Genomic DNA, 25,330 nt, shown 5'->3' with positions numbered 1-25,330 from the left:
CAAGGGCGGTGGCGAATGCCACCGCCCTTCTTCGCATCCGAGGGCGCGGACCGCCGAGGAAACGTGTTGTACAGCGTATGGGAGTCATTCTACGGTGTACGACATGGCAAAGACCCCGCCCTCGTCCCCGCCTCCGCCCTCGTCCCCACCCCCCTCCCCGTCTCCGCCGCTGCCTCCCTCCCTGTCTCCCTCTCCGCAGGGTCACCCGCGACGCTGGCTGATCCTCGGCGTCATCTGCCTCGCACAGCTCACCGTGGTGCTCGACAACACCGTCCTGAACGTCGCGATCCCCTCGCTCACCCGCGAACTGGGAGCGGCCACCTCGGACATCCAGTGGATGATCAACGCGTACTCGCTGGTGCAGGCCGGTCTGCTGCTCACCGCGGGCAGCGCCGCGGACCGGTACGGCCGCAAGAAGATGCTGGCGGCGGGCCTGGCGCTGTTCGGCGCCGGTTCCCTGGTGGCCGGTCTCGCCGACTCCACCGCCCAGTTGATCGCGGCGCGGGCGGGGATGGGCGTCGGCGGCGCGCTGCTGTTCACGACCACGCTCGCCGTGGTGATGCAGATCTTCACGTCCGAGCAGCAGCCGAAGGCGATCGGCGTCTGGGCCGCGGTGAACTCGCTGGGCTTCGCGACCGGTCCGCTCATCGGCGGCTTCATGCTGGACCACTTCCGGTGGGGGGCGATCTTCCTGATCAACCTGCCGGTGGCGGCGCTGGGCCTGGTCGCGGTCGTCTCCATGGTCCCCGAGTCGAAGAACCCGCAGGGTGAACGGCCCGACCTGCTCGGCGCGTTCCTCTCCACGGTCGGCATGTCCTCGCTGGTCTTCGCGATCATCTCCGGTCCGTCGCACGGCTGGACGTCGTCCGGGGTACTGGTGAGCGCGGCGGTGGCGGCCGTCGCCCTCGCCGCGTTCGCCTACTGGGAGAGCCGGATCCCGTACCCCATGCTCGACCTGGCCTTCTTCCGCAACCGGCGGTTCACGGGCGCGGTGGCCGGCGCGGTGCTGGTCACCTTCGGGATGGCCGGGGCGCTGTTCCTGCTCACCCAGCAGCTGCAGTTCGTCCTCGGATACGGCCCCCTGGAGGCGGGCCTGCGGACCGCGCCGCTGGCGCTGACCGTCGTGGCCCTCAACTTCACCGGCATGTCGGCCAAGGTGATGACCAGGCTGGGCGGGCCGTTGTCGGTGCTGGTGGGGATGGTGTCGGTGGCGGCGGGGCTGGCGTCCATCGCCGTGGCCGCCGACGGATACGCCGGGACGGCGGCGGGGCTGGTGCTCATCGGTGCGGGAACGGCGGTCGCCGGCCCGGCGATGGCTCACGCGATCATGAGCTCGATACCGCCGGCGAAGGCGGGCGTCGGGGCCGGTCTCAACGGCACGGTGGCGGAGTTCGGCAACGGGCTGGGCGTCGCCGTCCTCGGGGCGGTGCTGACCGCGCGGTTCGCGGCGGAGTCGCTGCCGACGGCGCTGGCCGGCGCCGCGTCGGCGCGGGAGAGGTCACGCATCCTCGACTCCTTCTGCTCCGGCCTGGCGACCAGTCAGCTGCTCGGAGCGTCGGCGGTCCTGCTGGGCGGGGTGGTGGCCGCGGGTCTGCTGCGCAGGGCGGAGCGGGCCGAGGGGGCGGAGCAGGCGGAGCGCGAGGAGCGCAGGAGGCACAAGGAGCACAAGGAGCACAAGGAGCGCACGGAGCGCACGGAGCGCGGAGGACGCGAGGAGCACGAGGAAGGCCAGGAAGGCGAGGGGAAGCCGCCGGTTCCGGCTGCGTGAACGCGGGGGCGGACACGCGTCCCCGTCCGGCCGCGCGCCCGGGGCCGGCAGCGGCCGCCGGTCTCGTCGTCGCCTCCGCTTAGCATCTTCACCAGTGACCGGAAGTCCAGGAAGGTGCCCAGCCATGGCCGAGACCGCCAAGGATGCCGCGCGGCACAGTGTGTGGCTGGAGGGCAGGGCGCGTCGGCGGGGGCGGGGCGGGGGGCAGCCCTCCGGGCTCGACCGGGACCGGATCACCGAGGTCACCGTGCGGCTGCTGGACGCCGAGGGGCTGGCCAAGTTCTCCATGCGGCGACTGGCGGCCGAGCTGAACGTGACGGCCATGTCCGTGTACTGGTACGTCGACACCAAGGACGACCTTCTCGAACTCGCCCTGGACACGGCCTTCGGCGAACTGGAGGACCTGCCCGACCCGAACGACGAGGACGCCGACTGGCGCGAGCAGATCCGCGCGCTGGCCACCGCCTACCGCGGACTGCTGGTCCGGCACCCCTGGCTGTCTCCGCTCGCCGGCCGCTACCTCAACATCGGCCCGAACTCCCTGCGCTTCGCCCGCACGGTCCAGCAGGTCGTGCTGCGCACGGGCCTGCCCGCGTACGGCGTCACCGGCGCGATCTCGGCCGTCTTCCAGTTCGTGTACGGCTACGGGACGATCGAGGGCCACTTCTTCGCGCGGGTCGCCGACACCGGCCTGACCCCGGACGAGTACTTCCGCGACGCCATGACCGCCACGGCGGAGGCCCCGGACACCGCGGACGTCGTCGAGCAGTCCCGGAACCTCATGGCGGCCCGCGGCGGCGACACGGTCGCGGAGATGATGAACCGCGACTTCACCTTCGCCCTGGACCTGCTGGTGGCGGGCATCGAGGCGATGGTGCGACGCGGCTGAGCCGGGGCCGCCGACCGGCTCCCGGCCCCTGCCGGGCGTCCCGCCGTCAGTCCTGCTGGGCGAGCCGGGCCGGGAAGCCGCCGGTGGCCACCGGGCCCCAGCGCTGCGGCGTGATCCGGATGATCGACTTGCCCTGCTTCAGCATGGCCTGCCGGTACTCGTCCCAGTCGGGGTGTTCGCCGGCGATGTTGCGGTAGTACTCCACCAGCGGTTCGACGGCCTCCGGCGTGTCGATGACCTCGGCGGTGCCGTCGATCTGGACCCAGGGGCCGTTCCAGTCGTCGCTGAGCACGAGGACGCCGACCCGGTCGTCGCGCTTGGCGTTGCGCGTCTTGGCCCGCTCGGGATAGGTGGAGACGACGATCCGCCCCGAGTCGTCGACCCCGCAGGTCAGCGGCGAGGCTTGGGAGCTGCCGTCGGTGCGCCGGGTCAGCAGGATCGCGCGGTGACGGGGGCGGACGAAGTCCAGCAACTCGTCCAGGGAGACCTTGGTGTTCGTCGCGATGTTCGGTGCCATGGGGCCAGCCTAGGCGGCGGACCACCGGATCCGGCTGACCCTGCTGGACCTACGACCGCGCCGCCGCCCCGCCCGGGACGTAGGGCCTCGGACCCGCCCCGCCCGGGACCCGTAGGGCCTCGGACCCGCCCCGCCCGGGACCCGTAGGGCTTCGGATCCGCCCCGCCCGGGACCCGTAGGGCTTCGGATCCGCCCCGCCCGGGACCCGTAGGGCTTCGGACCCGCCCCGCCCGGGACCCGTAGGGCTTCGGATCCGCCCCGCCCGGGACCCGTAGGGCCTGGGACCTGTCCCCCGTCCTGGACCCGTCCTACACCCCCGGCAGGGTGTCGCCCTGCACCGCCTGGACGTCCAGTTCCACCTTCAGGGTCGTGCCGATGGCCGCGATGCCCGCCTGGACGACCTGGTTGTAGTTCATGGCGAAGTCTTCGCGCCGCAGCTCGGTCGTGGCCCGGAACGCCGCCCGGGTGCCGCCCCACGGGTCCGCGCCGGTGCCCAGGTAGGCCAGCTCCAGGTTCACCGGGCGGGCGACGCCGTGCAGGGAGAGGTCGCCGTGGACGGTCCAGCGGTCGGGGCCGGATGGGGTCAGGCCCGTCGAACGGTAGGTGATCTCCGGGTACGTCTCGACGTCGAGGAAGTCCGCCGAGCGCAGGTGGGTGTCGCGCATGGCGTTGCCCGTGTCGATGGAGGCCGCCCGGATCACCGCCTCCACGCGGGAGTGGGCGACGTCCTCGGGGGCGACCTCGATCGCGGCCGTGAAGTCGGTGAACCGGCCGCGGACGCTGGATATGCCCAGGTGCTGGGCGACCGCGCCGACGGTCGAGTGCGCGGGGTCCACGGTCCAGGGGCCGGGTGGGGGCAGTTCCGTGCCGCCCTGCCGGGCCAGGGTCACGGTCCCGACCTCGGCGCGTCCGCTCGCCGTCACGATCGCGCTGGACGCGGCGGGCGCGTACCCGACGGCCGTGACGATCACCGTGTAGGCGCCCGGGGCGAGTTCGGTCGCGTCGCGTACGGCGCCCTCCCCGTCGGCCCCGGCGCGCAGCACCTGGCCGCCCTTCATGTCGGTCACCGTGACGACCGCGTGCGACACGGCCCACCCGTCCCGCGTGCGGATCTTCGCGGTCAGTCCCATCTCACGTACTCCTCATGCTGCGAACTGGAACCGGCCCGGTGCGGGGGGTCGCCCCGCACCGGGCCGGAGCCGATATCTGTCCGGACTACTCGCCGGGGTGGGCGAGTTCGATGTCGTGGCCGTCGACGCCGGCGCCCGACACGGTCAGCGCGGTGGCCACCGGCGGGTAGCCGGTCGCGATGACGGTGTAGTCGCCGCCGTCGAGGTCGGCGAAGGCGTACGCCCCGTCCGCGCCGGTGGTGGCGGTGCCGACCACGTTGCCCGCCGCGTCCACGAGCGTCACCCGCGCGTCGGCCAGCGGACCGTGCGGCGCCCGGACGACGCCCTGCAGCTGGGCTCCCGCGTCGAGGACGACCTCCGCGCGGGTCACGCCCGTCGCGCCGATCTCGACGGGCAGGGCGCGCGGCCGGAACCCGGCGGCGTTGACCGCGACGGTCACGGTGCCCGGGACCAGCTCCGCGAAGGAGAACTCGCCCTGCTCACCGGTGGCCGCGGTGGCCAGCAGATCGCCGCGCACATCGGTGACGATCACCATCGCGTCCTTGACGGCCTCGCCCGACTCGGCGGCGCGGACGACGCCGCTGAGCCCGCTGGTCCCGCTGAGCAGGATGTCGTACGCGACCGGCTCGCCGTTCACCACGATCGTGGACGCCTGCGGCTGGAAGCCGTCGGCAGAGGCGATCAGCACGTACGAACCCGTGCCCGGCGCGTCCAGAGCGTAGGAGCCGTCGCCCTGCGCGACCGAGCGGCCGAGCTGCCGTCCGGCGAGCGAGATGAGCGTGACGGCGGCCTGCGGGACGGGCGCGCTCTCCGCGCCGCGCACGAAGCCGTGCACGGGGACGCCGCCCGAGGGCGTGTGGGGTGCTTCGACGGTGGCGACGGCGGAGAGCCGCTGGGTGCCGTCGCCCTCCGCGCCGGCCTCGGCGCCCGGTCCGGCGACGGCCCAGCTGGGGACCTTCTCACCGGCGGAGGCCGTGTCGGCGGCGGAAGCAGCCGCGGTGGCCGGGATCCCGGCCGTGACCGCGGTGGCGTCCGCAGGGGAGCCCGTGGCCGGGGCCGTGGCCGGGGCCGTGGCGGTGTCCGGAGTGGCGTCCGCGTCCGTGTCGGCGGCCTGCGCCAGCGCGCCCTTGGTCCGCAGCGGGACCTCCTTGATGAACAGGGTGATGAGGAAGGCCAGCAGGGCGAGGCCGCCCGCGATCAGGAAGACGTCCGCGATGCCGTGGCCGTACGCGCTCTCCATGACCGTGCGCAGCGGCGCGGGCAGCTTGTCCATGTCCGGGATCTCGCTCGACGAGCTCGAACCGGCGGCGAGGGAGGCGTACTTCGGGCCGAGGCCGGCGATGCCGTCCTGGGCGTAGTCGGTGATGCGGTGGGCCATGACGGCGCCCAGCGCGGAGACGCCGACCGCACCGCCGAGGGAGCGGAAGAACGTGACCGTGGAGCTGGCCGAGCCGAGGTCGGAGGGGGCCACCTGGTTCTGCGTGGAGAGCACCAGGTTCTGCATCATCATGCCGATGCCGAGACCCAGCAGGGCCATGAAGACGGCCATCTTCCAGTAGTCCGTGTCGTACCGGATGGTGCCCAGCAGGCCGAGACCGGCCGTCACCAGGACGCCACCGCTGACCAGCCAGATCTTCCACTTGCCGGTCCGGGTGATGAACTGGCCGGAGACCGTGGAGGAGATGAACAGACCGCCGATCATCGGGATCGTCATGACACCCGACATCGTCGGCGACTTGTCCCGGGCGAGCTGGAAGAACTGGCTGAAGAACACGGTGCCGGTGAACATCGCGACGCCCACGAAGAGCGAGGCCAGCGACGACAGCGTGATGGTGCGGTTGCGGAACAGCCGCAGCGGGATGATCGGTTCGGCGGCCTTCGACTCGACGAGCACGAAGATCAGGCCGAGCACGATCGAGCCGCCGACCATCGCGGCCGTCTGCCAGGACATCCAGTCGTACTTGTCACCGGCGAAGGTGACCCAGACGAGCAGCAGCGAGACCGCCGCGGAGATGAAGAACGCGCCGCTCCAGTCGACCTTGACGTCCCGCTTCACGACGGGCAGGTGCAGGGTCTTCTGCAGCACGATGAGCGCGATGACGGCGAAGGGCACGCCGACGTAGAAGCACCAGCGCCAGCCCAGCCAGCTCGTGTCCGTGATGACGCCGCCGAGCAGCGGGCCGCCGACGGTGGCGACGGCGAAGGTCGCGCCGAGGTAGCCGGAGTAACGCCCGCGCTCGCGCGGGGAGATCATCGCGGCCATCACGATCTGCGCGAGGGCGGACAGACCGCCGACGCCGACGCCCTGGACGACGCGGCACGCGATCAGCATGCCGGCGTTCTGGGAGAGTCCGGCCGCGGCCGAACCCAGCACGTAGATGACGAGCGCTATCTGGACGAGCGCCTTCTTGCTGTACAGGTCCGAGAGCTTGCCCCACAGGGGCGTGGCCGCCGTCATGGACAGCAGCGCCGCGGTGACGACCCAGGTGTAGGCGGACTGGCCGCCGCCGAGGTCGCCGATGATCTCCGGGAGGGCGTTCGAGACGATCGTGGAGGACAGGATCGCGACGAACATGCCGAGCAGCAGCCCGGAAAGGGCTTCCATGATCTGCCGGTGGGTCATCGGAGCGTCACCGGCGGAGCCGTGGGACCCTCCGCCGTGCTTCGCGTGAGCCCGCACACCGGCTGGTGTGGTCGTTGCCATGGGCTTCCTTCTCTTACGTTGCTTGTGCGGGTGTACGGGTGGTCTGTGTCCGTTCGCCTGCCGGAACGGCGGGAATGGCCGGAACGGCGGGATCGGCAGGTGCGGGGGGCCGGGGCGCGGGAGGAGGCGGCGGCCGGTGCGCGACCGTGCGGCAGTCGCCGAAGCTGGCGCGCAGCCGGGTCAGCAGTCCGATGAGCTGGCCGACCTCGGCGTCCGTCCAGTCGTCCAGCCGTTCGGCCAGGAGGCCGGCGCTGCGGCGGGACAGCTCGACGAGCATCGCGTGACCCTCGGGGGTGAGGCGCAGGATGCGTGAGCGCTTGTCCGCCGGGTCTGGGGAGCGTTCGATCCAGCCCCGCTCGGTGAGGTGCGCGGCATGGCGGCTGGTCACGGACATGTCGACGGCGAGCAACTCGGAGAGGTTGCTCATGCGCATGTCGCCGTGGCTGCCCAGCAGGGCCAGCGCGGCGGCCGACCCGGCGGAGCAGTCCTGCGGCAGGATCCGCCCGAGGTCCCGCTTCACGGCCCCGACGGCACTGAGCTGACGCGCCAGCTCCTCGTACTGCGCCTGCCCTGCCATCACACCTCCCGGTATCGTTGCTTAGGGCAACCATAGGGGCGGTTGGTTGCTGCAGGCAAATAAAGCCGGGGTGCGGTGCCGCAAAAAGTTGGCAAAGGCACGTATTGCTACGGTAAATATGCAGGTGAAAAGCCTGCTCGGCGATGCGGGCAGCCGCCCGGCCGGGACGCCCTCCTGCCGGACTCCGGGAACTCCATGACGACCCCCGCTTGGGCTCGCCCACCCGTTTTCGCTAGTGTCTCGGCCCATGGCTAACACGCAGGGCCCCCAGGGCAACCACGACCCCGCCGGCAGCACCCAGATGTTCCGCGCGTTCGTCGACGAGGGCGCCCCTCGGGCCGCCCAGCCGGCCCCCGCGCCGGCCGGCTCCCGCATCGGCCTGATCGTCGGCATCGTCGCCGCCGTCGTGATCGTCGCGGCAGTCGCCTGGCTCGCGCTGAAGTAACTCCCTTACGCGGCAACGCGGGTGGGCGCGGGCGACCGGGCGGGCGCCGGACGCGCCGATCGACACGGGACACCGTCCCGACGACGTCGACGCGCCCACGCCCGCGCCTTCCGCACGCCCGCGTGTTCGTCCGGGAGTTCCGCACGCCCGCGTGTTCGTCCGGGAGTTCCGCACGCCCGCGTGTTCGTCCGCGAGTTCCCCTCGCCCGTGCTTTCTCCCCGTGCCCGTGCCTTCCGCTGCCTTCCGCGTGCCTGTGCCGACGGCTTCCCCGTGCACGCACTCGTCGTCCTCTCGGCGCCTCGGCGAGGGCGCCCCGGCCTCGCGGGCCGCTGCCTCACGGGCCGCCGCTGCCCGACTGCCTCACAGGTCCCCGCCCCACCGGCCTCCGCCCCACCGGCCTCCGCCCCACCGGCCTCCGCCTCGCCGGCTGCGTCTCACCGACTGTGTCCCGCCGGCCCCAGCCTCACCGGTCTTTGCCTCACTCACTCCCACCGCACCGACACGTCGCGCGTCTCGATGTGCATCCCCAGCGGTACGCGCCATGCGTCGACGCACACCGTCCAGGTCCGCTCCTTGCGCGTCCCCGCGGCGATCGGGACGGGAAGCGGGGCCGTCGACTCGCGGGTGGCCCAGTCCGTGCCGAGCGCGTCCACGACGTGGGAGCCGAAGGTGATCGTCCCCGAACCGACCGCGGTGCCGCCGGAGTTGACGAAGGTCAGGGTCACGTCCTCGCACCACCGCTGATCCGTCTTCGCGCGGAAGGGCTCGCTCACGGCGAGGGAGGCCGGTCCGGCGGACGCACCGCCCGGCGGACCCGAGGACGTCGACGAAGGCGCCGATGGTGATGGCGACGGCGATGGCGGTGGTGATGGCGGTGCGGGGGAGGCCTGGGGCGTGCGACCGACGGGGCCGCCCTCGACGGGTGCGCCCCGCGCCGGAGCCTGTCGGCTGCCGGAAGCGGGCGCGGGGCCGGGCGTCCTGTCGCGCGGCTCGGTGACGGCCGTCGCCCCCGTCCCGCTCGTCGCCGGCCCGCCCGGACCGGGTTCGCCGCCGGGGGAGTCGCTCGGCCCGTCCAGCGGAACGAGACGCACCCCGCCCGTGGGGCCCGCCGAGCCGTCCGCGCCCGACGCCGCCGGGCCTCCGGCCGCGCCGATGGCGACGTAGTCCCCGCCGTGCCCGCCGCCTCCGCAGCCGACGGCCAGTCCCGCCGCTCCCACGACGACGGCGGCAGCCGCCGACGCGCCCCATACGGCGCCCCGCCGGCCACGTGCCCGTGTCGGACTTCGCATCACCGCAGTGTGCCTGACGCGCCGTCAGGACAGAAGCCTCCGGCCGGAGGTGGCTTACAACCGCACCAGGACCGACGGACGGCCGCAGCGAGCGCGACGCATGCGACCGACCGGACCGGCCCTGACGCAGGCGGCCGACTCGACGCATGCGACCTGCTCGCGCGCGTGTGACGAGCGCGGGGCGGGACGCGCTCCCGAGGGGAGAGGCCCACCCCACGCCGGACGACCGGTCGCGAGCCGCTGCTCTCCTAGTCGGAGATCAGGCCCTCGCGCAGCTGGGCGAGGGTGCGGGTGAGAAGGCGTGAGACGTGCATCTGGGAGATGCCGACCTCCTCGCCGATCTGCGACTGGGTCATGTTGGCGAAGAAGCGCAGCATGATGATGCGGCGCTCACGGGGCGGAAGCTTGGCCAGGAGGGGCTTGAGGGACTCCCGGTACTCCACGCCCTCCAGGGCCGTGTCCTCGTAACCGAGGCGGTCCGCCAGGGAGCCTTCGCCGCCGTCGTCCTCGGGGGCCGGAGAGTCCAGCGAGGAGGCCGTGTAGGCGTTGCCGACCGCGAGGCCGTCGACGACGTCCTCCTCGGACACGCCCAGCACCGCGGCGAGTTCGGCGACCGTCGGCGAGCGGTCCAGCTTCTGGGAGAGCTCGTCGCTGGCCTTGGTGAGGGCCAGGCGCAGCTCCTGCAGCCGGCGCGGGACGCGCACCGACCAGGACGTGTCGCGGAAGAAGCGCTTGATCTCGCCCACGACCGTCGGCATCGCGAACGTCGGGAACTCCACGCCGCGTTCGCAGTCGAAGCGGTCGATCGCCTTGATCAGGCCGATGGTGCCGACCTGGACGATGTCCTCCATCGGCTCGTTGCGCGAGCGGAAGCGGGCCGCCGCGTAGCGCACGAGGGGGAGGTTGAGCTCGATCAGCGTGTCCCGGACGTAGACGCGCTCGGGGCTGTCCTCGGCGAGCGTGGCCAGTCGCAGGAACAGGGAGCGGGACAAGGTGCGGGTGTCGATGGCCCCCGTGGCCGTGAGAGCCGGGGCCTCGGGGGCCTCGGCGGTGACGTCGTCGAGCACGTCGGGCTCGACCGGCGCGACAGGCGCGACGGGCGTGGACTCGCTCGGCGTGAGCGTGAGCGTGAGCACCTTCGAGCTGCCCTGTTCTGCGGACATGCCACCCCCTTTGGGTCGCGGGACGGTCGCGGCGCAACGCCCCCGCTTGAGGAACGTCAGCCTTCACCTGAATACCGGAGCCGAAGCCCCGGCAAACGCTCTTCCGGCAGAATGTCACATGTCGGCAACGCGCTGTAGTGACATGTCGACATGTGAGTGACGAATCAGCCCTGGAAACAGGGGGTCTGACGGCTTTTCAGCGCGAATCCGCCGGGAACGGCTCCGGTGGGTGATTCGCTCTCAGCGGTGACGACTCGGTCGTGCTTGCGATCCCTTATCGAGTGACGTGTCCCCGGCCCGTTTTCCGTCAGGCCTCGATGCGGTTCGCCGAGCGGAGCCGCTGGAAGGAGCGCGCGAGCAGCCGGGACACATGCATCTGGGAGACGCCGAGTTCGGCGCTGATCTGGGACTGCGTGAGGTTGCTGTAGTAGCGCAGGAGGAGGATGCGCTGTTCCCGCTCCGGGAGTTGGACGAGGAGGTGGCGGACGAGGTCGCGGTGCTCCACGCCGTCCAGCGCCGGGTCCTCGTAGCCGAGGCGGTCCAGCAGTCCGGGCAGGCCGTCGCCCTCCTGGGCCGCTTCCAGCGAGGTCGCGTGGTACGAGCGGCCCGCCTCGATGCAGGAGAGCACCTCGTCCTCGGCGATGCGCAGCCGTTCGGCGATCTCGGCCGTCGTCGGGGTGCGGCCGAAGGCGGTGGTGAGGTCCTCGGTGGCGCTGTTGACCTGCACCCACAACTCGTGGAGCCGACGGGGCACGTGGACCGTGCGGACGTTGTCGCGGAAGTACCGCTTGATCTCGCCGATGACCGTGGGCATGGCGAACGTGGGGAACTGCACGCCCCGGTCCGGGTCGAAGCGGTCGATGGCGTTGATCAGACCGATGGTGCCGACCTGGACGACGTCCTCCATCGGCTCGTTGCGGGAGCGGAAGCGGCCGGCCGCGTAGCGCACGAGGGGGAGGTTGGCCTCGATGAGGGCCCCGCGCACCCGGTTGTGCTCCGGCGTGCCCGGCTGGAGCTCCTTGAGCTCGGCGAAGAGCACCTGGGTCAGCGCCCGGGTGTCCGCCCCACGCCGCCGTTCCGGGGTCGGCTCCGCTTCCGTGGCGGCTTCCGGCACGGTTTCCAGGGCGGGGGCCGGCGCGGGTGCCGGGGGTGCCTCTTCCTGAGGCGGCGCAGTACTGGCCGACACGGTCAACGCCACCTCTTCGTCAGGTCAACATCGGTCAACTCATCCGTCAAAAGCGGTCATAGCATCACAAGACATGTGCACTGTGTGCAAGCACCCCATAACGCCGTGTTGAAGGATAAGTTGGGATCTTCTCGTCTCTTCGGACGTGCGAAAGCCCTCCGCCGTCAGGGCGGAGGGCTCCGTGCTGCCGAAGGGGCGTGCCGAGCGGGACGGCTCAGAACTCGTAGTCCGCGACCACCCAGGTGGCGAACTCACGCCACAGGGCGACGCCCGACTGGTGGTCGGGGTGCTCGATGTAGCGCTTCAGGGCGTCCGCGTCCTCGACGGCCGAGTTGATCGCGAAGTCGTAGGCGATGGGGCGGTCGCTGACGTTCCAGCCCAGCTCCCAGAAGCGCAGTTCCTCGATCTTCCCGCCCAGCGCCCGGAAGGCCGCCTCGCCCTGTACGACCCGGGGGTCGTCGCGCTCGACGCCCTCGTCGAGCTTGAAGAGGACCAGGTGGCGGATCATGGGCACTCCCTGTGCGTGCGACGGCCTCGGCTACTTGGCCCCGTCGGCGAGCCAGGTGAAGAAGTCGCCGATGGCCTTGGCGGCGTCCGATATGCCCTGGAAGCCTATCTGGACGTAGTCCGCCGCCTTCGCCGGGTCCGTGATGATCACGTACAGCACGAAGACCACGAGCATGTAGACGGCGATCTTCTTGGCGTTCACCGCCACCTGGCCTCCCCTGTAATGCCCGCTCGGGCCCTTGTTGACGGCGGCGAGTGTATCCGTAAGTGCGATTTACACACCGCTTTTTGAACGCCACGGCGCGTTCGTGAACGGTTCGCGCGGGGCGGGGCGTAAGGCGACGGGATCACGGCCGGGGGAAGCCTGCCGGCCGGGGCGGAGTACGACGAAGGGCCCGGTCCACTGGACCGGGCCCTTCGTCTACAGCGGTAGCGGAGGGATTTGAACCCTCGGTGACTTGCGCCACACTCGCTTTCGAGGCGAGCTCCTTCGGCCGCTCGGACACGCTACCGAGGGAGACCTTACAGCAAGGTGAGCCCCGGTTTGAAATCGGTATCGGGCGGCCGTCTCAGCGCTCCCGGAAGAACTCCGTGAGCAGTTCGGAGCACTCCTCGGCGAGGACGCCCTGGACGACCTCGGGGCGGTGGTTGAGCCGGCGGTCGCGGACGACGTCCCACAGGGAGCCGACCGCGCCCGCCTTGTCGTCGCGCGCGCCGTAGACGACCCGGTCCACCCGGGACTGGGTGATCGCGCCCGCGCACATCGTGCACGGTTCGAGGGTCACGACGAGGGTGCAGCCGGACAGCCGCCACTCCCCGATCGCCTCGGCCGCCCGCCTGACGGCGAGCACCTCGGCGTGCGCCGTCGGATCGCCGCCGGCCTCGCGTTCGTTGTGGCCGGTCGCGAGGACCGTCGTGCCGTCCGCGGCCAGCACGACGGCGCCGACCGGGACGTCTCCGCCCCGGGCGGCCAGCCGGGCCTGGTCCAGGGCGAGCCGCATCGCGGCCCGCCAGCGGTCGCGTACGGGGTCCGACGGCGTCTGCGGCGCCGTCAGCGGACGGTCTCCAGGACCTCCGAGGCGCCCAGGGCCTCGGCGATCTCGTTGACGGCGTCCTCGGACAGCGACCTCAGTTGCTTCTCGCCGACGCCGAGGTCGTCGAGGATGCCGGGGTCGCCGACCGGGCCGTGCGGCACGGACTCGGCGGAGCCGCCGCCCACGACGACCTGGACGTCCTCGTCGTCGTCCTGGTCGTCGTCGGTCTCACCGTCCTCGGTGCCGTCGAGGTCGAGGACGTCCAGGTCGTCCGCGTCGCCCGGGTCCCGGCCGAGCAGCTCGTCGGTGAGCAGGATCTCGCCGTACGAGCTGCGGGCGGCCGCAGCGGCGTCGGACACGTAGATGCGAGGGTCCTCCTCGCCGTCGATGCGGACGACCCCGAACCAGGAGCCCTCCTGCTCGATCAGCACGAGCACCGTGTCCTCGTCGGGAGAGGCCTCCCTGGCCAGGTCGGCCAGATCCGACAGGGTTTCCACATCGTCGAGCTCTGTGTCGCTCGCTTCCCACCCGTCTTCGGTGCGCGCGAGCAGTGCGGCGAAGTACACCGTGACTCTCCCACTGGTCATAGGCGTGCCGGTTGGGGGTCCCCCCGGCGGAGGTTGCGGGCGGAGAAAGAGCTCAGGCTCCGAGCCCCACCCACTCGGAATCGTGGCAGAAACAAGGCGTTCAGGGGACGTCTTCGGCTCCCTGTGTCCGGTGGTTTTGATCCCACGTCCGCAGCGACGTCCGTGAGGGGTCACCAGCGCACCGGTTGCGGCCACGAGCGGATCGTACGCGGCTTTGCCGTGCGCTCACGCACGCCCACCCCCGTACGGCACCCGTGACGGTGGCGATCTTCCCCGTATGCCCCAAGTCGCATACGGCCACGGCGATCACGGGACTACCAGCGGAACGTGCGCATGCGCATCGCGTGGCGCAGCCGGGCGGTCTTGGCGCGGCGTGGCTGGACGCGGTCGCGCAGTTCGCGGGCTTCGGTCAGCTCGCGCAGGAACCGGGCGCGCCGTCGGCGGCGCTCGGCGTCGCTCTCGGCGCGGGCGGCCGCGTCCGGCGACTCGTCGTCGGGCAGGTCGGGCAGGTCAGGCATCAGCACACCACCCCGGGTACCCCGGTCCGTCTCCATACCTGTCCCTCACTTTCCCTCCGACGAGCGGTTTGATGCCGACGAACGGCCCAAGCCGAGGGGAGAGGTTCACTGTGTGTGGGAACGCCGGGCGGGTTCGGCACGGTTACTGTTGTGGACATGCGTCTTCACGTCGTCGACCACCCTCTGGTCGCCCACAAGCTCACCACGCTGCGCGACCGGCGCACGGACTCCGCGACCTTCCGCCGGCTGGCCGACGAGCTGGTCACCCTGCTCGCCTACGAGGCCACGCGTGACGTGCGCACCGAACAGGTCGACATCACGACGCCGGTCGCCTCGACCACCGGCGTCAAGCTCTCCTACCCGCGGCCGCTGGTCGTGCCGATCCTGCGCGCGGGCCTCGGCATGCTGGACGGCATGGTCCGGCTGCTGCCGACCGCCGAGGTGGGCTTCCTCGGCATGATCCGCAACGAGGAGACCCTGGAGGCGTCCACCTACGCCACGCGCATGCCGGAGGACCTCTCCGGGCGCCAGGTCTACGTCCTGGACCCGATGCTGGCCACCGGCGGCACGCTGGTCGCCGCGATCCGCGAGCTGATCCGGCGCGGCGCCGACGACGTGACGGCCGTCGTGCTGCTCGCCGCCCCGGAGGGCGTCGCGATCATGGAGCGCGAGCTCGCCGGCTCGCCGGTCACCGTCGTCACCGCGGCCGTCGACGACCACCTCAACGAGCTCGGCTACATCGTCCCGGGTCTGGGCGACGCCGGCGACCGCCTGTACGGAGCGGCCGAGTAGGTCGTTCCCCCGGCCGTTCCCCGGGTCGCCCTGGCCCGTTCCCCTGGTCGCCCGGCCATTCCCCTGGTCGCCCTGCGGGGGCCCTCGGCGGGCACCGGGGCGGGCGCGCTGGGGCGGGCCCGTTCGCGGCTTCTCGGCGGGGCTTCAGCAGCCCTTCTTCGTGGTCGCCGCCGGGTGCGGCGCGGTCAGGGCCGTCAACGCCTTGGCGGCGTCCGCCTGGCCGGTCAGCGCCTTGAAGCCGTTGCCGATGATCAGGTCGACGGCCGTGCCCGCGCGGGCCGCGTCGGTGCGGCGCTCGGCGGCGGTCAGCTGGGTGGCGAGGACCGGCAGCGAGGTGTTGAGCGAGGACGCGGGGCCGAGCAGCAGCCCGGCGCCGGTGACCTTCTTGTCGTACTGCTTGGGGGCGTTGCCCACCTCGCCGATCCGGAAGCCGCGCTTCTTCAGCTCGTCGGCGGTGGTCTTGGCCAGACCGCTGCGGGTCGTGGCGTTGAAGACGTTCACCGTGATCTGCGCGGGCCTGGGCACCGCGCCCGCGGCGGACGCGGACAGGGAGACGGCGGCGGACGCGGAAGGGCCGGCTCCGGCCTTGGTCCTGTTCGGCCCGGTCGTGTCCCGGGAACAGGAGGCGCCGGCGGCCGTGGCCGCCCCTCCGCCGCCCGTGAAGACGTCGATGAGCTGCAGGGTGCCCCAGCCGGCCACGCCGAGCACGGCGCCGCAGCCGACGACCACGACGGCCAGCCTGCCGCGTCGCCGGTGGGGGCGCATGCGGGGGTACTTGTCCCCCGTGATCCGGTACTTACCGCCCATGCCCGGGGGAGTCAGCATGCTCATGGGCGCAGCGTAGTGCGCCCGGGCGGCCGTGACTAATAAACGATCATCCGACACCGGCTGCGGGCAGGGGAAAGAACCCGAAAGGGTCAATCAGGAGTCGCTGCGGGACACGCGGCGGGCTGTCGGAGACACCGTGCGGCGGGCCCCGGAGGGCTCGCGCACCGCCGGACTCCCCGGTCCGGTCCGGCGCGGCCGGGTCAGTCCAGCTCCAGCACGCGCGCGTGCAGCACCTGGCGCTGCTGGAGCGCCGCCCGCACCGCGCGGTGCAGCCCGTCCTCCAGGTACAGGTCGCCCTGCCACTTCACGACGTGCGCGAACAGGTCGCCGTAGAAGGTGGAGTCCTCCGCGAGCAGGGTTTCCAGGTCGAGCTGCTGCTTGGTGGTCACCAGCTGATCGAGGCGGACCGGGCGCGGCGCGACGTCCGCCCACTGCCGGGTGCTTTCCCGGCCGTGGTCGGGGTACGGCCGGCCGTTTCCGATGCGCTTGAAGATCACACGGAAAGCCTACCGGTCCAGACGTTCCGGGCGCAGCCATGGAGACGGAGTGCGACGCTGGAAAAGACGTGATGAACAGGGGTAAAACGGAATGAGGGCTTGACGATGAGTGAGTCGACGAGCGCCGCTGACATCGCCGCCGGGTACGCCTTCACCGGCCCCGCCCTCGACCTGGGCGCCGTGCTGTGGGACGGCGCGTGCCTGCCCGACGCGCCGGTGCGCCTCCCTCTCGCGGTGCTGAACAGGCACGGGCTCGTCGCGGGCGCCACGGGGACCGGCAAGACCAAGACGCTCCAGCTGATGGCCGAGCAGCTCTCGGCGCAGGGCGTGCCGGTCTTCCTCTCCGACGTCAAGGGCGACCTGTCCGGGATCTCGGCCCCGGGGACGGGGAACGACAGGGTGCGGGACCGGGCCGCGGAAGTCGGCCAGAAATGGACGGCGACCGGCTTCCCCGCCGAGTTCTTCGCCCTCGGCGGCCTCGGCCACGGCGTCCCGTTGCGCGCCACGGTCACGAGCTTCGGACCCCTCCTCCTGTCCAAGGTGCTCGGGCTCAACCGGACACAGGAGCAGTCCCTCGGCCTGGTCTTCCACTACGCGGACCAGAAGGGCCTGGAGCTGCTCGACCTCAAGGACCTGAGGTCGGTCGTCGCCTTCCTCACCTCCGACGACGGCAAGGCGGAGCTGAGGAGTCTCGGCGGCCTGTCGAGCGCCACCGCAGGGGTGATCCTGCGCTCCCTCACCGCCTTCGAGGCGCAGGGCATGGCGAGCTTCTTCGGCGAGCCGGAGTTCGACACGGCCGAGTTCCTGCGCACGGCCCCCGACGGCCGCGGCATCGTGTCGGTCCTGGAGCTGCCCGCCGTCCAGGACAAGCCGCAGCTCTTCTCGACCTTCCTGATGTGGCTGCTGGCGGACCTGTTCCACGACCTTCCGGAAGTCGGCGACGCCGACCGGCCGAAGCTCGTCTTCTTCTTCGACGAGGCCCACCTGCTGTTCGAGGACGCCTCGAAGGCGTTCCTCGACTCCCTCACGCAGACGGTCCGGCTCATCCGCTCGAAGGGGATCGGCGTGTTCTTCGTCACACAGACCCCGAAGGACGTGCCCGGCGAGGTCCTCGGCCAGCTCGGCAACCGCGTGCAGCACGCCCTGCGGGCCTTCACCCCGGACGACCAGAAGGCGCTTCGGGCCACGGTGAGGACGTTCCCCGACTCGGCCTACGACCTGGAGGAGCTGCTCACCGGTCTCGGCACCGGCGAGGCCGTCGTCACCGTCCTCGACGAGCGGGGTGCGCCGACCCCGGTCGCCGCCACCCGGCTGCGCGCCCCCGAGTCCCTGATGGGCCCGGTGGACGGACCAGGTCTGGACCGGGCTGTGCGGGCGTCCCCGCTGCGCGAACGGTATGCACAGGCTGTGGACAGAGAGTCGGCGTTCGAGAAGCTCGCGGCCCTGGCCGGGACGGGGGCCGCACGGCCGACGCCCGGGGCGGATGCCGAGCGGGCCGGACGGGAGGGGGCGAAGGCGGCGAAAGGGTCCAAGGGATCGACGGGGGTGGCGAGCCCGACGAGCCCGAAGGGACCCAAGGGGCCCAAGGGGCCCAAGGGATCGAAGGGGCCGGAGGAGGAACGTTCCGTCGTGGAGCAGGTGGTGGGGAGCGGGATGTTCAAGTCGCTGGCCCGTTCCGTCGGCACGCAGATCGGCCGTGAGATCACCCGCTCACTCTTCGGGACGGCCCGGCGGAGGCGGTAGCCACGCGGACCCCGGGGACCGTGAGTCCGGCCCATCCGCGCCCGCGTCTGCTCCCGCGCCCGTCTGCTCCCGCGCCCCCGCCCGGGGCGTTCGCCGGTGCTTCAGTTCTTCGCGGTCGTGGTGGTCGTCGGGGCCTTGGTGGCTTTCGCGGCCTTCGCCGCCGCCTTCATCTCCTGTTTGTGGGCTCGTACCTTCGTCAGCGACTCCGGGCCGGTGATGTCGGCGACGGAGCGGAAGGACTTCGGTTCGCCGTAGGCGCCGGCCGCCTCGCGCCAGCCCGTGGGGCGCACGCCGAGCTGCTTGCCCAGCAGCGCGAGGAAGATCTGCGCCTTCTGCTTGCCGAAGCCGGGCAGCCGCTCGAGGCGTCCGAGGAGTTCCCCGCCGTCGGCGACGTCCTTCCAGACGGCCCCGGCGTCGCCGTCGTAGTGCTCGACGAGGTACGCGCACAGCTGCTGGACGCGCTTGGCCATGGAGCCGGGGTAGCGGTGCACGGCCGGTTTCTCGGAGAGCAGGGCGGCGAAGGAGTCCGGGTCCCGGGCGGCGATGTCGTGGGCGTCCAGGTCGTCGGCGCCGAGCCGGTCGGCGATCGTGCGGGGCCCCTTGAACGCCCACTCCATCGGGACCTGCTGGTCCAGCAGCATCCCGACCAGCGCGGCGAGCGGAGAGCGGCCGAGGAGCTCGTCGGCCTCGGCGTCCTGGGAGAGGTGAAGGGTGACGTCCATGCGTCGATGATCCCGCCTGCGACCTCAGCTCGCGCGCCAGTACCCCAGCGCGTGCAGCCGCTCCCTGGGCACGCCGAGCTCCTTGCGCACGTACGCCGAGAGCGTCCGGGTGGTGCCGGTGTCGCAGGCGATCCAGACGTACGGGTCGGGGGTGGCGCGCAGCAGGCCGGGCAGTTCCGCCTTCACCCGCTCGACGAGGTGGGCGCCGGAGTCCCGGCGCGGCACGTGCCGTATCTCGTGGCGCGTGGGGTCCGTCAGGAAGGGCAGGCCGTCCGCGTCGTCGGCGCCGCCCTCGAACCAGACGGTCGCCGGGGCGGAGCCCAGCGCGCTCTCGCCGTCGCCGAGCAGGGAGTTGACGGCGGGCAGCGAGGCCGGATCGCCGATCACGAGGACGTGGGAGGGGGCCGGGGACGGCGGTGCGAAGCCGGTGCCCTGGACGGTCGCGTCGATGGTGTCGCCGGGCTTCGCCGCCCGCGCCCAGTCGCTGGCGGCCCCGTCGTGCAGGGCGAACTCCAGACCGAAGACCCCGGCCGCAGGGTCGGGGTCGACCAGGGTGTAGGCCCGCTGGTGCGGCCGGCCCGCGTTGTCGAACCAGAGCCGCACCCACATCGTGGGATGGACGCCGGTGGCGGCGAGCAGCCCGCCGTCGGAGAGGCGCAGCCGGCGGTAGCGGTCGGTGACGTCCTGCGTGTCCGTGACGGTGAGGGTGAAGTCCTTCGCCCGCATCATGCGGAGGACCGCGCCCTCCCAGCCCCGCCCCTGCGCCATGACCTGTCCACCCCTCGCGTACGATTCCGGCACGACTAGTTAGGGAAGCCTAACCTAAAGCGCAAAGGGGCCGCAGGGTGACCACCGAGATCTACCGCGACGCCTGGGGCGTCCCGCATCTGCGCGCCCGCAGCGCCCTCGAACTCGCCCGTCTCCAGGGGCTGGTCACGGCCCGCGACCGCGCCTGGCAACTGGAGGTCGAACGGCACCGCGCGCGCGGCGCCTCGGCCGCCTTCCTCGGCCCCGACGCCCTCCCCTGGGACGTGTTCGCCCGCCGCGCCCGCCTCGACGACACGGCGAGCCGCTGCTTCGCCGCACTGGAGAGACAGGACCCGGAGACGGCGGACTGGGTCCGGGCGTACGTCGACGGCGTCAACGAGGGGCTGGCCGCCGCCGACGCCCCCGAGTTCACCTCGGTCGGCCTCGCTCCGGGCCGCTGGGAGCCCTGGACCCCGCTCGCCGTCTGGCTGGCCACGCACATCCTGTTCGCCGGGTTCCCGGCCAAGCTGTGGCGCGAGGAGGCCGCCCGCCACCTCGGCCCCGAGGCGGTCGGCCTGTTCGCCGCCGACGGACCCGGCTCCTCCGGCAGCAACGGCTGGCTGGTCGGCGGGGACCGCACGGTCACCGGCCGGGCGGTCATCGCCGGCGACCCGCACCGCTTCGTCGAGGACCCCGGCGTCTACCAGCAGATCCGCCTGGCCTGCGACGAGTTCGACGTCGTCGGCCTCGCCGTCCCCGGCGTCCCCGGCATCGCGCACTTCGGCCACACCGGCACGGTCGCCTGGGCCATCACCAACGCCATGGCCGACTACCAGGACCTCTACCGCGAACGGCTGCGCCGCACCGGCGCCGGCGTCGAGGCGCTCGGCCCCGACGGCCTCTGGCGGCGGGTCGCCCGCCATACCGAGACGGTGCGCGTCGCGGGCGGCGAGAGCGTCGAGGTGGAGGTGCTGGAGACCGATCGGGGGCCGGTGATCGCGGGCGGCCCGGAGGGCCTCGACGACGGCGCTCCGCTCGCCCTCACCCTGCGCTACCCGCCCCGCGTCACCGTCGACCTGGGCTTCCAGGCGCTGCTGCCCCTGCTCAGGGCCCGCCGGGTCGACGACGTGGACCGCGCCTTCGACCTGTGGGCCGAGCCGGTCAACGTCGTCCAGGCCGCCGACGCCGAGGGGGGCGTCCTGCACCGCGTCGCGGGCCGGGTGCCGTTGCGCGCCCGGGCCAACGGCACGCGGCTCGTCCCCGCCTGGGAGCCCGGTCACGAATGGACCGGCTGGCACGAGACGCCCCGTGCGGGACTGACCGACGGCGTCGCCGTGATGGCCAACCAGCGAGGCCCGGCAGCGGAGTTGGGCGTCGAGTTCGCCGCGCCGCACCGCGCCGACCGTATCCGCGCCCTGCTCGCGCAGCGCCGGCGCTGGTCCGCGTCCGACATGCCGGCGCTCCACACGGACACGTATCTCGCCTCCGCCGCGCCCTTGTTGGACCGTCTGCCGGCCCTCGAGGGACTGACCGGGCCGGCCGCCGCACTGCGCGAACGCCTGCTGCGCTGGGATCGCCGCATGGACGCCGGCAGCGGGGACGCGGCCCGCTTCGCGGCCTTGCGCAGCGCCCTCGTCCGCCGCCTGGCCGCCCACCCCGCCTTCGCGCCCCTGGCCGTCCCGCCCGCCTACCCGGAGGTCTTCCTCCCCTGGCTGGCCCTGCTCCCGCGCGTCGGCTTCGCCCTCGAACACCTCCTGCGGGCAAAGGAGTTGTACGGGATCGACCGGCAGCGGCTGCTGCGCGAGGCCGTGGAGGAGGTCGCCGAGGCGTTCGCCGGACAGCCGGCCGCCCGCTGGGGCGACACCCACCGCCTCGCCCCCTGGCGGGCCCTGCCCGACCCGTCGGACGAGGCCCCGGCCCTCGATGGCGACCACGACTGCGTGCTGTGCACCTCGGCCGTGCCCGGCTGGACCGACCTCGCCGCGCGGGGTCCCGCAGCCCGCTACGTCTGGGACCTGGCCCGCCGCGAGGACAGCCTGTGGGTCGTCCCGTTCGGCGCGTCCGGCCTCCCCGGCCACCCCCACCACCACGACCAGCTGCCCCTGTGGCTCAAGGGCGAGCTGGCCCCGGTCGTCACCGACTGGGCACGGCTGAAGAAGGAGAGCGACCATGGCTGACCGCCGCGCGCCCGCATACGTCCACGTGGAGACCGTCGAGGGGTTGGGCGCCGTCGGCCTGCGTCCCCTCGCCCCCGAGGACGACGCGACGACCGTCCACGCGTGGGTGAGCGAGGAGCGGGCCGCGTTCTGGGGCATGAACGGCCTGACGCGCGACCGGATCGCCGAGATCTACGCCCACCTGGCGACCCTGGACACCCATCACGCCCTCCTGGCCGAGCTGGACGGCGTCCCGGTCGCGCTGCTGCAGACCTACGAGCCCGCCGCGGACCGGGTCGGGGAGGTCTACGCGGTGGAGTCCGGCGACATCGGCGTCCACGTGCTCATCGCGCCGGCCGACGAGCGGGGCCCCCGGTCCGGCTGGTCGGCGGCGCTGATGGGCGTGTTCGCCTCGTACGTCCTGCTCGGCCTGGACCGGCGGCGCGTCGTGGTGGACCCCGACGTGCGCAACACCAGGGCGGTCGACCGCTTCCTTCGGCAGGGCTTCGAGGCGGGCCCCGTCGTCACGCTCCCGGAGGTCGACCTTCCCGACGTGTACCTGCCGGAGAAGAAGGCCCAACTCGCCTTCCTGCGCCGGGAGACCGCGTTCCCCGGGTGACGGCCCCGGCGAGGCCCGGGAACGGGGGCGTCCGGCGCCGGCCCGGGCGCACGCGTCGACCGGGCCGGCACGGTGAACCGGATGCCCAGTGCATGCGTACGTATCTGCGAGCACGCGAGTCTCGGATCACGAGTTCCGAGCAGGTCGAGCAAGGCGGAGCGGTGACGTGAGCGAAGGCCACGAGGACGGACGACGACAGGGCGGCGGACCCCACGGCGTCGATCGCCGGAACGACGATCGCCGGAGCGACGATCGCCGGAGCGGCGGTCGCCGGAGCGGCGGTCGCCGGAGCGGCGGTCGCCGGAGCGGCGGTCGCCGGAGCGGCGGTCGCCGGAGCGGCGGTCGCCGACGGCGGCTCCGAGGGCTGGTGCTGCTGGGCTCCGTGCTGACGCTGCTCCTCCTCGGCGGCGGACCGGCCTCCGCGCACGCGGCCCTGCGCGGCGCCGACCCCGTCGACGGAAGCGTCGTCAAGACGGCCCCCCGCTCCATCACGCTCGCCTTCACCGAGTCCGTGGGCCTCCTCGACGACTCCTTCCGCGTCTTCGACCCCGACAACCAACGGCTGCGCATCGGCAAGCCCGAGCACGCGGACGGGCGCGCCGACACCGCGCGGGTGACGCTGCCCGGCGGCCTCGGCACCGGTACGTTCACGGTGGCCTGGCGGGTCGTGTCGGCGGACAGTCACCCGATCGCCGGCGCCCTCACCTTCTCCGTCGGCAAGCCCTCCGCCGTCCCGCCCGCCCTGCCCAGCACCTCCGTCGAGGACCCGGCCACCAGCGGCCTGTTCACCATCGGCCGCTACGTCGCGTACCTCGCCGCGGCCCTCCTCATCGGCACGGCCGCCTTCGTCGCCGTGTGCGGCCCGCCGGACGTCCGGCCGCTGCGCAGGCTCCTGCTGGCCGGCTGGTGGGCGCTCGTCGGATCGACGGTGTTCCTGCTCCTGCTGCGCGCCCCCTACGAGACCGGCGCCGGCCCGGCCGAGGCCCTGGACCCCTCGGGTCTCGCCCGCACCCTGGGCACCCGCCCCGGCCTGGCCCTGGTCACGCGCCTCGCCCTGCTGGCGGCCGTCGCGGTCCTGCTGAGGTGGCAGCGAGGGCCCGTGCGGGAACGCAAGGGCGAGCGGCCGTCGCGTCCGGCGCTGCTGGCCGGCGCCGCGCTGGCGGTCGGCCTCGCCCTGACCTGGGCGTCCGCCGAGCACGCCTCGGCCGGCATCCAGGTCCCGGCGGCGATGGCGTCCTCGGTACTGCACCTGCTCGCGATGGCCGCCTGGCTGGGCGGCCTCGCGGCCCTGCTCACCCTGCTCCACCGCGCGTCCGTCCCCTCGCGCGTGGTCAACCGCTTCTCCCGGCTGGCGGCCCTGTCGGTGACGGTCCTGGTGGTGACGGGCGTCTACCAGTCCTGGCGCGGCCTCGGCTCGGTGTCCGCCCTGACGGACACCACGTACGGGCGGGTCCTGCTGGCCAAACTCGCCACGGTGGCGCTGCTGCTGCTCGCGGGAGCATGGTCGCGCCGGACGGTGCACGGGGCCGCCCGGACGATCACCATGCCCACGGCGACGACCGCCGCCACGCCCGAGGCGACGACCGCGAACACGACCACGACCACGACCACTAACGCGAACGCGACCACGAACGCGAACGCGAACGCGAACGCGACGGTCGGGGCGGCTGTGGCGTCCGTGGCGGTGAGGAAGGAAGTCCGGGTTCCGGAGCCGGTGGGCGGCCCGTCCGACCGGCCGTCGGACGACGACTCAGCGTCGTCCGGGATCGCGCAGGCCGAGGACACCCGCCCCGAGCAGCCCGCCGACCCCGGGAACGAGCCCGCGGACCGGCGGAGATCCTCCGCCGAGGGGCCTCACCACGACCACCGGCCGCTCGCCCCGGCCGGCGAGGACCGGCGCCGGTCGTTGCGCCGCTCCGTGCTGGCCGAGGTCGCCGTCTCGGTCGTCGTCCTGGTCCTGACGACCGTGCTGACCGGCACCCTCCCGGGCCGGGCGGCGACCGAGGCGGCGGCGGCCGAGCAGTCGGCCGGGCTGCCCGTGGCCTCCGTGACCGACGTGCCCTTCTCCCTGGACTCCCCGCAGACCGGCGACTTCCGCGGCAAGGTGCAGGTCACCCTCGACCCGGGCCGGGTCGGCGGCAACCAGCTCCAGGCCGTGGTCTACGGCCCCGACGGCGGCTTCGTCAGCATCCCTGAACTGCGCATCTCCTTCAGCCTTCCCGCGCGGGACGTCGGCCCCCTCGACTCCGGGATCACCGACCGGGGCGGCTACTGGGGCGCCGACGCCGTGAACCTGCCCATGCCGGGCGAGTGGGAGATGAAGGTGACGATCCGGGTGTCGGACATCGACCAGGTCAGCGTGTCGGAGCCGGTCCGGATCGAACGCTGAGCCGACCACCCGGGCGGGGACGGGCGGGGCCGGGCGGGGACGGGTGGTGGCTCAGCGGGCCGCCTCGGGCGTCGCGTGCCGGGCCGCCAGGGCGCGCTCCGCCTCCTCCAGCCGGCGCGAGCAGCGGGCGTCCGGGTCGTAGGCGACGGCCGTGCTCACACACGTGCAGAACACCCGGGCGTCGCGGGTGACGCGGCTGGTGACGCGGAAGGACGAGCGGCGCAGGTCGCCGATCGTCGTGGTGATGGTGACGGGCTCCGGCTGCAGCGTCAGAGGCTCCGAGTAGTCGAGCTCGTGGCGTGCGTAGACGAACCGGGGGCGGATCTCCTGGCCGGGCAGCCCGGGGCGCAGATAGAACATGTCGATGTGGGCGTCCTGGATCATCTCCAGCAGCCGGACGTTGTTCACGTGGTTCATCGAGTCCAGGTCGCTCATGCGGACCTGGCGCAGATACAGGTGCGGCCGGCACTCCGGCACGGTGCTCGTGCGGCGGATGTCGGCCGCCAGGGCGTGGGTCACGACG

General features: G+C 72.8%; 25 protein-coding genes and 1 tRNA gene. 8 read left to right on the top strand and 18 right to left on the bottom strand.

Annotated elements, in window-relative coordinates:
• Window positions 1-103: 103 nt before the first annotated feature.
• Together Sri02f_RS31890 and Sri02f_RS31885 are read left to right on the top strand one after the other, a co-directional pair.
• On the top strand, window positions 104-1,768 hold the full coding sequence (locus Sri02f_RS31890) for an MFS transporter (protein WP_109004822.1): 1,665 nt from the start codon (window positions 104-106) through the stop codon (window positions 1,766-1,768).
• 124 nt (window positions 1,769-1,892) lie between these two features.
• Window positions 1,893-2,657: a TetR/AcrR family transcriptional regulator gene (locus tag Sri02f_RS31885; protein WP_174855745.1), complete on the top strand. Its 765-nt coding sequence runs from the start codon at window positions 1,893-1,895 to the stop codon at window positions 2,655-2,657.
• A 46-nt stretch (window positions 2,658-2,703) separates the two neighbouring features.
• Here Sri02f_RS31885 and Sri02f_RS31880 read toward each other — a convergent pair whose 3' ends face one another.
• From Sri02f_RS31880 to Sri02f_RS31865, 4 genes are all read right to left on the bottom strand, one after another.
• Window positions 2,704-3,174 (bottom strand): PPOX class F420-dependent oxidoreductase, encoded by a 471-nt coding sequence (locus Sri02f_RS31880; protein ID WP_109004793.1) that lies wholly within the window; start codon window positions 3,172-3,174, stop codon window positions 2,704-2,706.
• Window positions 3,175-3,482: 308 nt separating this feature from the next.
• Window positions 3,483-4,304 carry a YceI family protein gene (locus Sri02f_RS31875; protein WP_109004792.1) on the bottom strand — a complete coding sequence of 274 codons (822 nt, stop codon included), beginning with the start codon at window positions 4,302-4,304 and terminating at the stop codon, window positions 3,483-3,485.
• Between the two features lie 85 nt (window positions 4,305-4,389).
• Window positions 4,390-6,927 carry an MFS transporter gene (locus Sri02f_RS31870; protein WP_167467659.1) on the bottom strand — a complete coding sequence of 846 codons (2,538 nt, stop codon included), beginning with the start codon at window positions 6,925-6,927 and terminating at the stop codon, window positions 4,390-4,392.
• A 94-nt stretch (window positions 6,928-7,021) separates the two neighbouring features.
• Window positions 7,022-7,585, bottom strand: a complete 564-nt coding sequence (locus tag Sri02f_RS31865) for a MarR family winged helix-turn-helix transcriptional regulator (protein WP_109004790.1) — start codon at window positions 7,583-7,585, stop codon at window positions 7,022-7,024.
• A gap of 247 nt (window positions 7,586-7,832) precedes the next feature.
• Here Sri02f_RS31865 and Sri02f_RS31860 point away from each other — a divergent pair, with 247 nt between their 5' ends.
• Window positions 7,833-8,030 (top strand): hypothetical protein, encoded by a 198-nt coding sequence (locus Sri02f_RS31860; protein WP_069773421.1) that lies wholly within the window; start codon window positions 7,833-7,835, stop codon window positions 8,028-8,030.
• A 482-nt stretch (window positions 8,031-8,512) separates the two neighbouring features.
• Here Sri02f_RS31860 and Sri02f_RS43905 read toward each other — a convergent pair whose 3' ends face one another.
• The 9 genes from Sri02f_RS43905 to Sri02f_RS31820 all read right to left on the bottom strand — a co-directional run bounded on the left by Sri02f_RS43905 (window position 8,513) and on the right by Sri02f_RS31820 (window position 14,314).
• The gene (locus tag Sri02f_RS43905; protein ID WP_307721054.1) at window positions 8,513-8,803 is read right to left on the bottom strand and encodes a hypothetical protein; all 291 of its coding nucleotides are present in this window, start codon (window positions 8,801-8,803) and stop codon (window positions 8,513-8,515) included.
• Between the two features lie 764 nt (window positions 8,804-9,567).
• Complete coding sequence (locus tag Sri02f_RS31850) at window positions 9,568-10,482, bottom strand: RNA polymerase sigma factor SigF (RefSeq protein ID WP_109004789.1); 915 nt, start codon at window positions 10,480-10,482, stop codon at window positions 9,568-9,570.
• A 307-nt stretch (window positions 10,483-10,789) separates the two neighbouring features.
• The gene (locus Sri02f_RS31845; protein ID WP_109004788.1) at window positions 10,790-11,674 is read right to left on the bottom strand and encodes an RNA polymerase sigma factor SigF; all 885 of its coding nucleotides are present in this window, start codon (window positions 11,672-11,674) and stop codon (window positions 10,790-10,792) included.
• A gap of 208 nt (window positions 11,675-11,882) precedes the next feature.
• Window positions 11,883-12,176 carry a Dabb family protein gene (locus Sri02f_RS31840; RefSeq protein ID WP_109004787.1) on the bottom strand — a complete coding sequence of 98 codons (294 nt, stop codon included), beginning with the start codon at window positions 12,174-12,176 and terminating at the stop codon, window positions 11,883-11,885.
• A gap of 30 nt (window positions 12,177-12,206) precedes the next feature.
• A complete protein-coding gene (locus Sri02f_RS41865) occupies window positions 12,207-12,383 on the bottom strand; it encodes a hypothetical protein (protein ID WP_167467658.1) in 177 nt (58 codons plus the stop codon).
• Window positions 12,384-12,602: 219 nt separating this feature from the next.
• Window positions 12,603-12,687, bottom strand: a tRNA-Ser gene (locus tag Sri02f_RS31835).
• Between the two features lie 57 nt (window positions 12,688-12,744).
• On the bottom strand, window positions 12,745-13,176 hold the full coding sequence (gene tadA / locus Sri02f_RS31830; RefSeq protein WP_109004786.1) for a tRNA adenosine(34) deaminase TadA: 432 nt from the start codon (window positions 13,174-13,176) through the stop codon (window positions 12,745-12,747).
• A gap of 50 nt (window positions 13,177-13,226) precedes the next feature.
• On the bottom strand, window positions 13,227-13,775 hold the full coding sequence (locus Sri02f_RS31825) for a tRNA adenosine deaminase-associated protein (RefSeq protein WP_109004785.1): 549 nt from the start codon (window positions 13,773-13,775) through the stop codon (window positions 13,227-13,229).
• A 335-nt stretch (window positions 13,776-14,110) separates the two neighbouring features.
• Window positions 14,111-14,314, bottom strand: coding sequence for a hypothetical protein (locus tag Sri02f_RS31820; protein ID WP_109004819.1), 204 nt, complete (start codon window positions 14,312-14,314; stop codon window positions 14,111-14,113).
• A 156-nt stretch (window positions 14,315-14,470) separates the two neighbouring features.
• Between Sri02f_RS31820 and upp the strand changes: the two genes are divergently transcribed.
• The gene (gene upp / locus Sri02f_RS31815) at window positions 14,471-15,106 is read left to right on the top strand and encodes a uracil phosphoribosyltransferase (protein ID WP_069773435.1); all 636 of its coding nucleotides are present in this window, start codon (window positions 14,471-14,473) and stop codon (window positions 15,104-15,106) included.
• Between the two features lie 144 nt (window positions 15,107-15,250).
• On the opposite strand, the gene Sri02f_RS31810 is transcribed toward upp, so the two are convergent.
• Together Sri02f_RS31810 and Sri02f_RS31805 are read right to left on the bottom strand one after the other, a co-directional pair.
• The gene (locus Sri02f_RS31810) at window positions 15,251-15,913 is read right to left on the bottom strand and encodes a LytR C-terminal domain-containing protein (RefSeq protein ID WP_109004784.1); all 663 of its coding nucleotides are present in this window, start codon (window positions 15,911-15,913) and stop codon (window positions 15,251-15,253) included.
• 221 nt (window positions 15,914-16,134) lie between these two features.
• Window positions 16,135-16,431: a type II toxin-antitoxin system VapB family antitoxin gene (locus Sri02f_RS31805; RefSeq protein ID WP_004943146.1), complete on the bottom strand. Its 297-nt coding sequence runs from the start codon at window positions 16,429-16,431 to the stop codon at window positions 16,135-16,137.
• Between the two features lie 105 nt (window positions 16,432-16,536).
• Between Sri02f_RS31805 and Sri02f_RS31800 the strand changes: the two genes are divergently transcribed.
• Window positions 16,537-18,174: a helicase HerA-like domain-containing protein gene (locus tag Sri02f_RS31800; RefSeq protein WP_109004783.1), complete on the top strand. Its 1,638-nt coding sequence runs from the start codon at window positions 16,537-16,539 to the stop codon at window positions 18,172-18,174.
• Between the two features lie 101 nt (window positions 18,175-18,275).
• On the opposite strand, the gene Sri02f_RS31795 is transcribed toward Sri02f_RS31800, so the two are convergent.
• Window positions 18,276-18,896 (bottom strand): HhH-GPD-type base excision DNA repair protein, encoded by a 621-nt coding sequence (locus tag Sri02f_RS31795; RefSeq protein ID WP_109004782.1) that lies wholly within the window; start codon window positions 18,894-18,896, stop codon window positions 18,276-18,278.
• A 24-nt stretch (window positions 18,897-18,920) separates the two neighbouring features.
• Entirely contained in the window at window positions 18,921-19,664 is a 744-nt protein-coding gene (locus Sri02f_RS31790; RefSeq protein WP_109004781.1) for a siderophore-interacting protein, read from the bottom strand.
• 77 nt (window positions 19,665-19,741) lie between these two features.
• Here Sri02f_RS31790 and Sri02f_RS31785 point away from each other — a divergent pair, with 77 nt between their 5' ends.
• The 3 genes from Sri02f_RS31785 (at window position 19,742) to Sri02f_RS31770 (ending at window position 24,807) form a co-directional block, all read left to right on the top strand.
• A complete protein-coding gene (locus Sri02f_RS31785; protein ID WP_109004780.1) occupies window positions 19,742-21,820 on the top strand; it encodes a penicillin acylase family protein in 2,079 nt (692 codons plus the stop codon).
• Window positions 21,813-22,418 carry a GNAT family N-acetyltransferase gene (locus Sri02f_RS31780; RefSeq protein ID WP_109004779.1) on the top strand — a complete coding sequence of 202 codons (606 nt, stop codon included), beginning with the start codon at window positions 21,813-21,815 and terminating at the stop codon, window positions 22,416-22,418. The genes Sri02f_RS31785 and Sri02f_RS31780 overlap by 8 nt, the downstream gene beginning before the upstream one ends.
• 367 nt (window positions 22,419-22,785) lie before the next feature.
• Window positions 22,786-24,807, top strand: coding sequence for a copper resistance CopC/CopD family protein (locus Sri02f_RS31770; protein WP_109004778.1), 2,022 nt, complete (start codon window positions 22,786-22,788; stop codon window positions 24,805-24,807).
• A 51-nt stretch (window positions 24,808-24,858) separates the two neighbouring features.
• Here Sri02f_RS31770 and Sri02f_RS31765 read toward each other — a convergent pair whose 3' ends face one another.
• A complete protein-coding gene (locus tag Sri02f_RS31765) occupies window positions 24,859-25,326 on the bottom strand; it encodes an acyl-CoA thioesterase (RefSeq protein ID WP_109004777.1) in 468 nt (155 codons plus the stop codon).
• Window positions 25,327-25,330: the final 4 nt, after the last annotated feature.

Origin of the sequence: Streptomyces rishiriensis (assembly GCF_003112535.1) — a bacterium.
Taxonomy (GTDB): Bacteria; Actinomycetota; Actinomycetes; order Streptomycetales; family Streptomycetaceae; genus Streptomyces; species Streptomyces rishiriensis.
The sequence above is the reverse complement of the archived record's forward strand: the minus strand, read 5'-3'. Positions and strand labels throughout refer to the sequence as shown.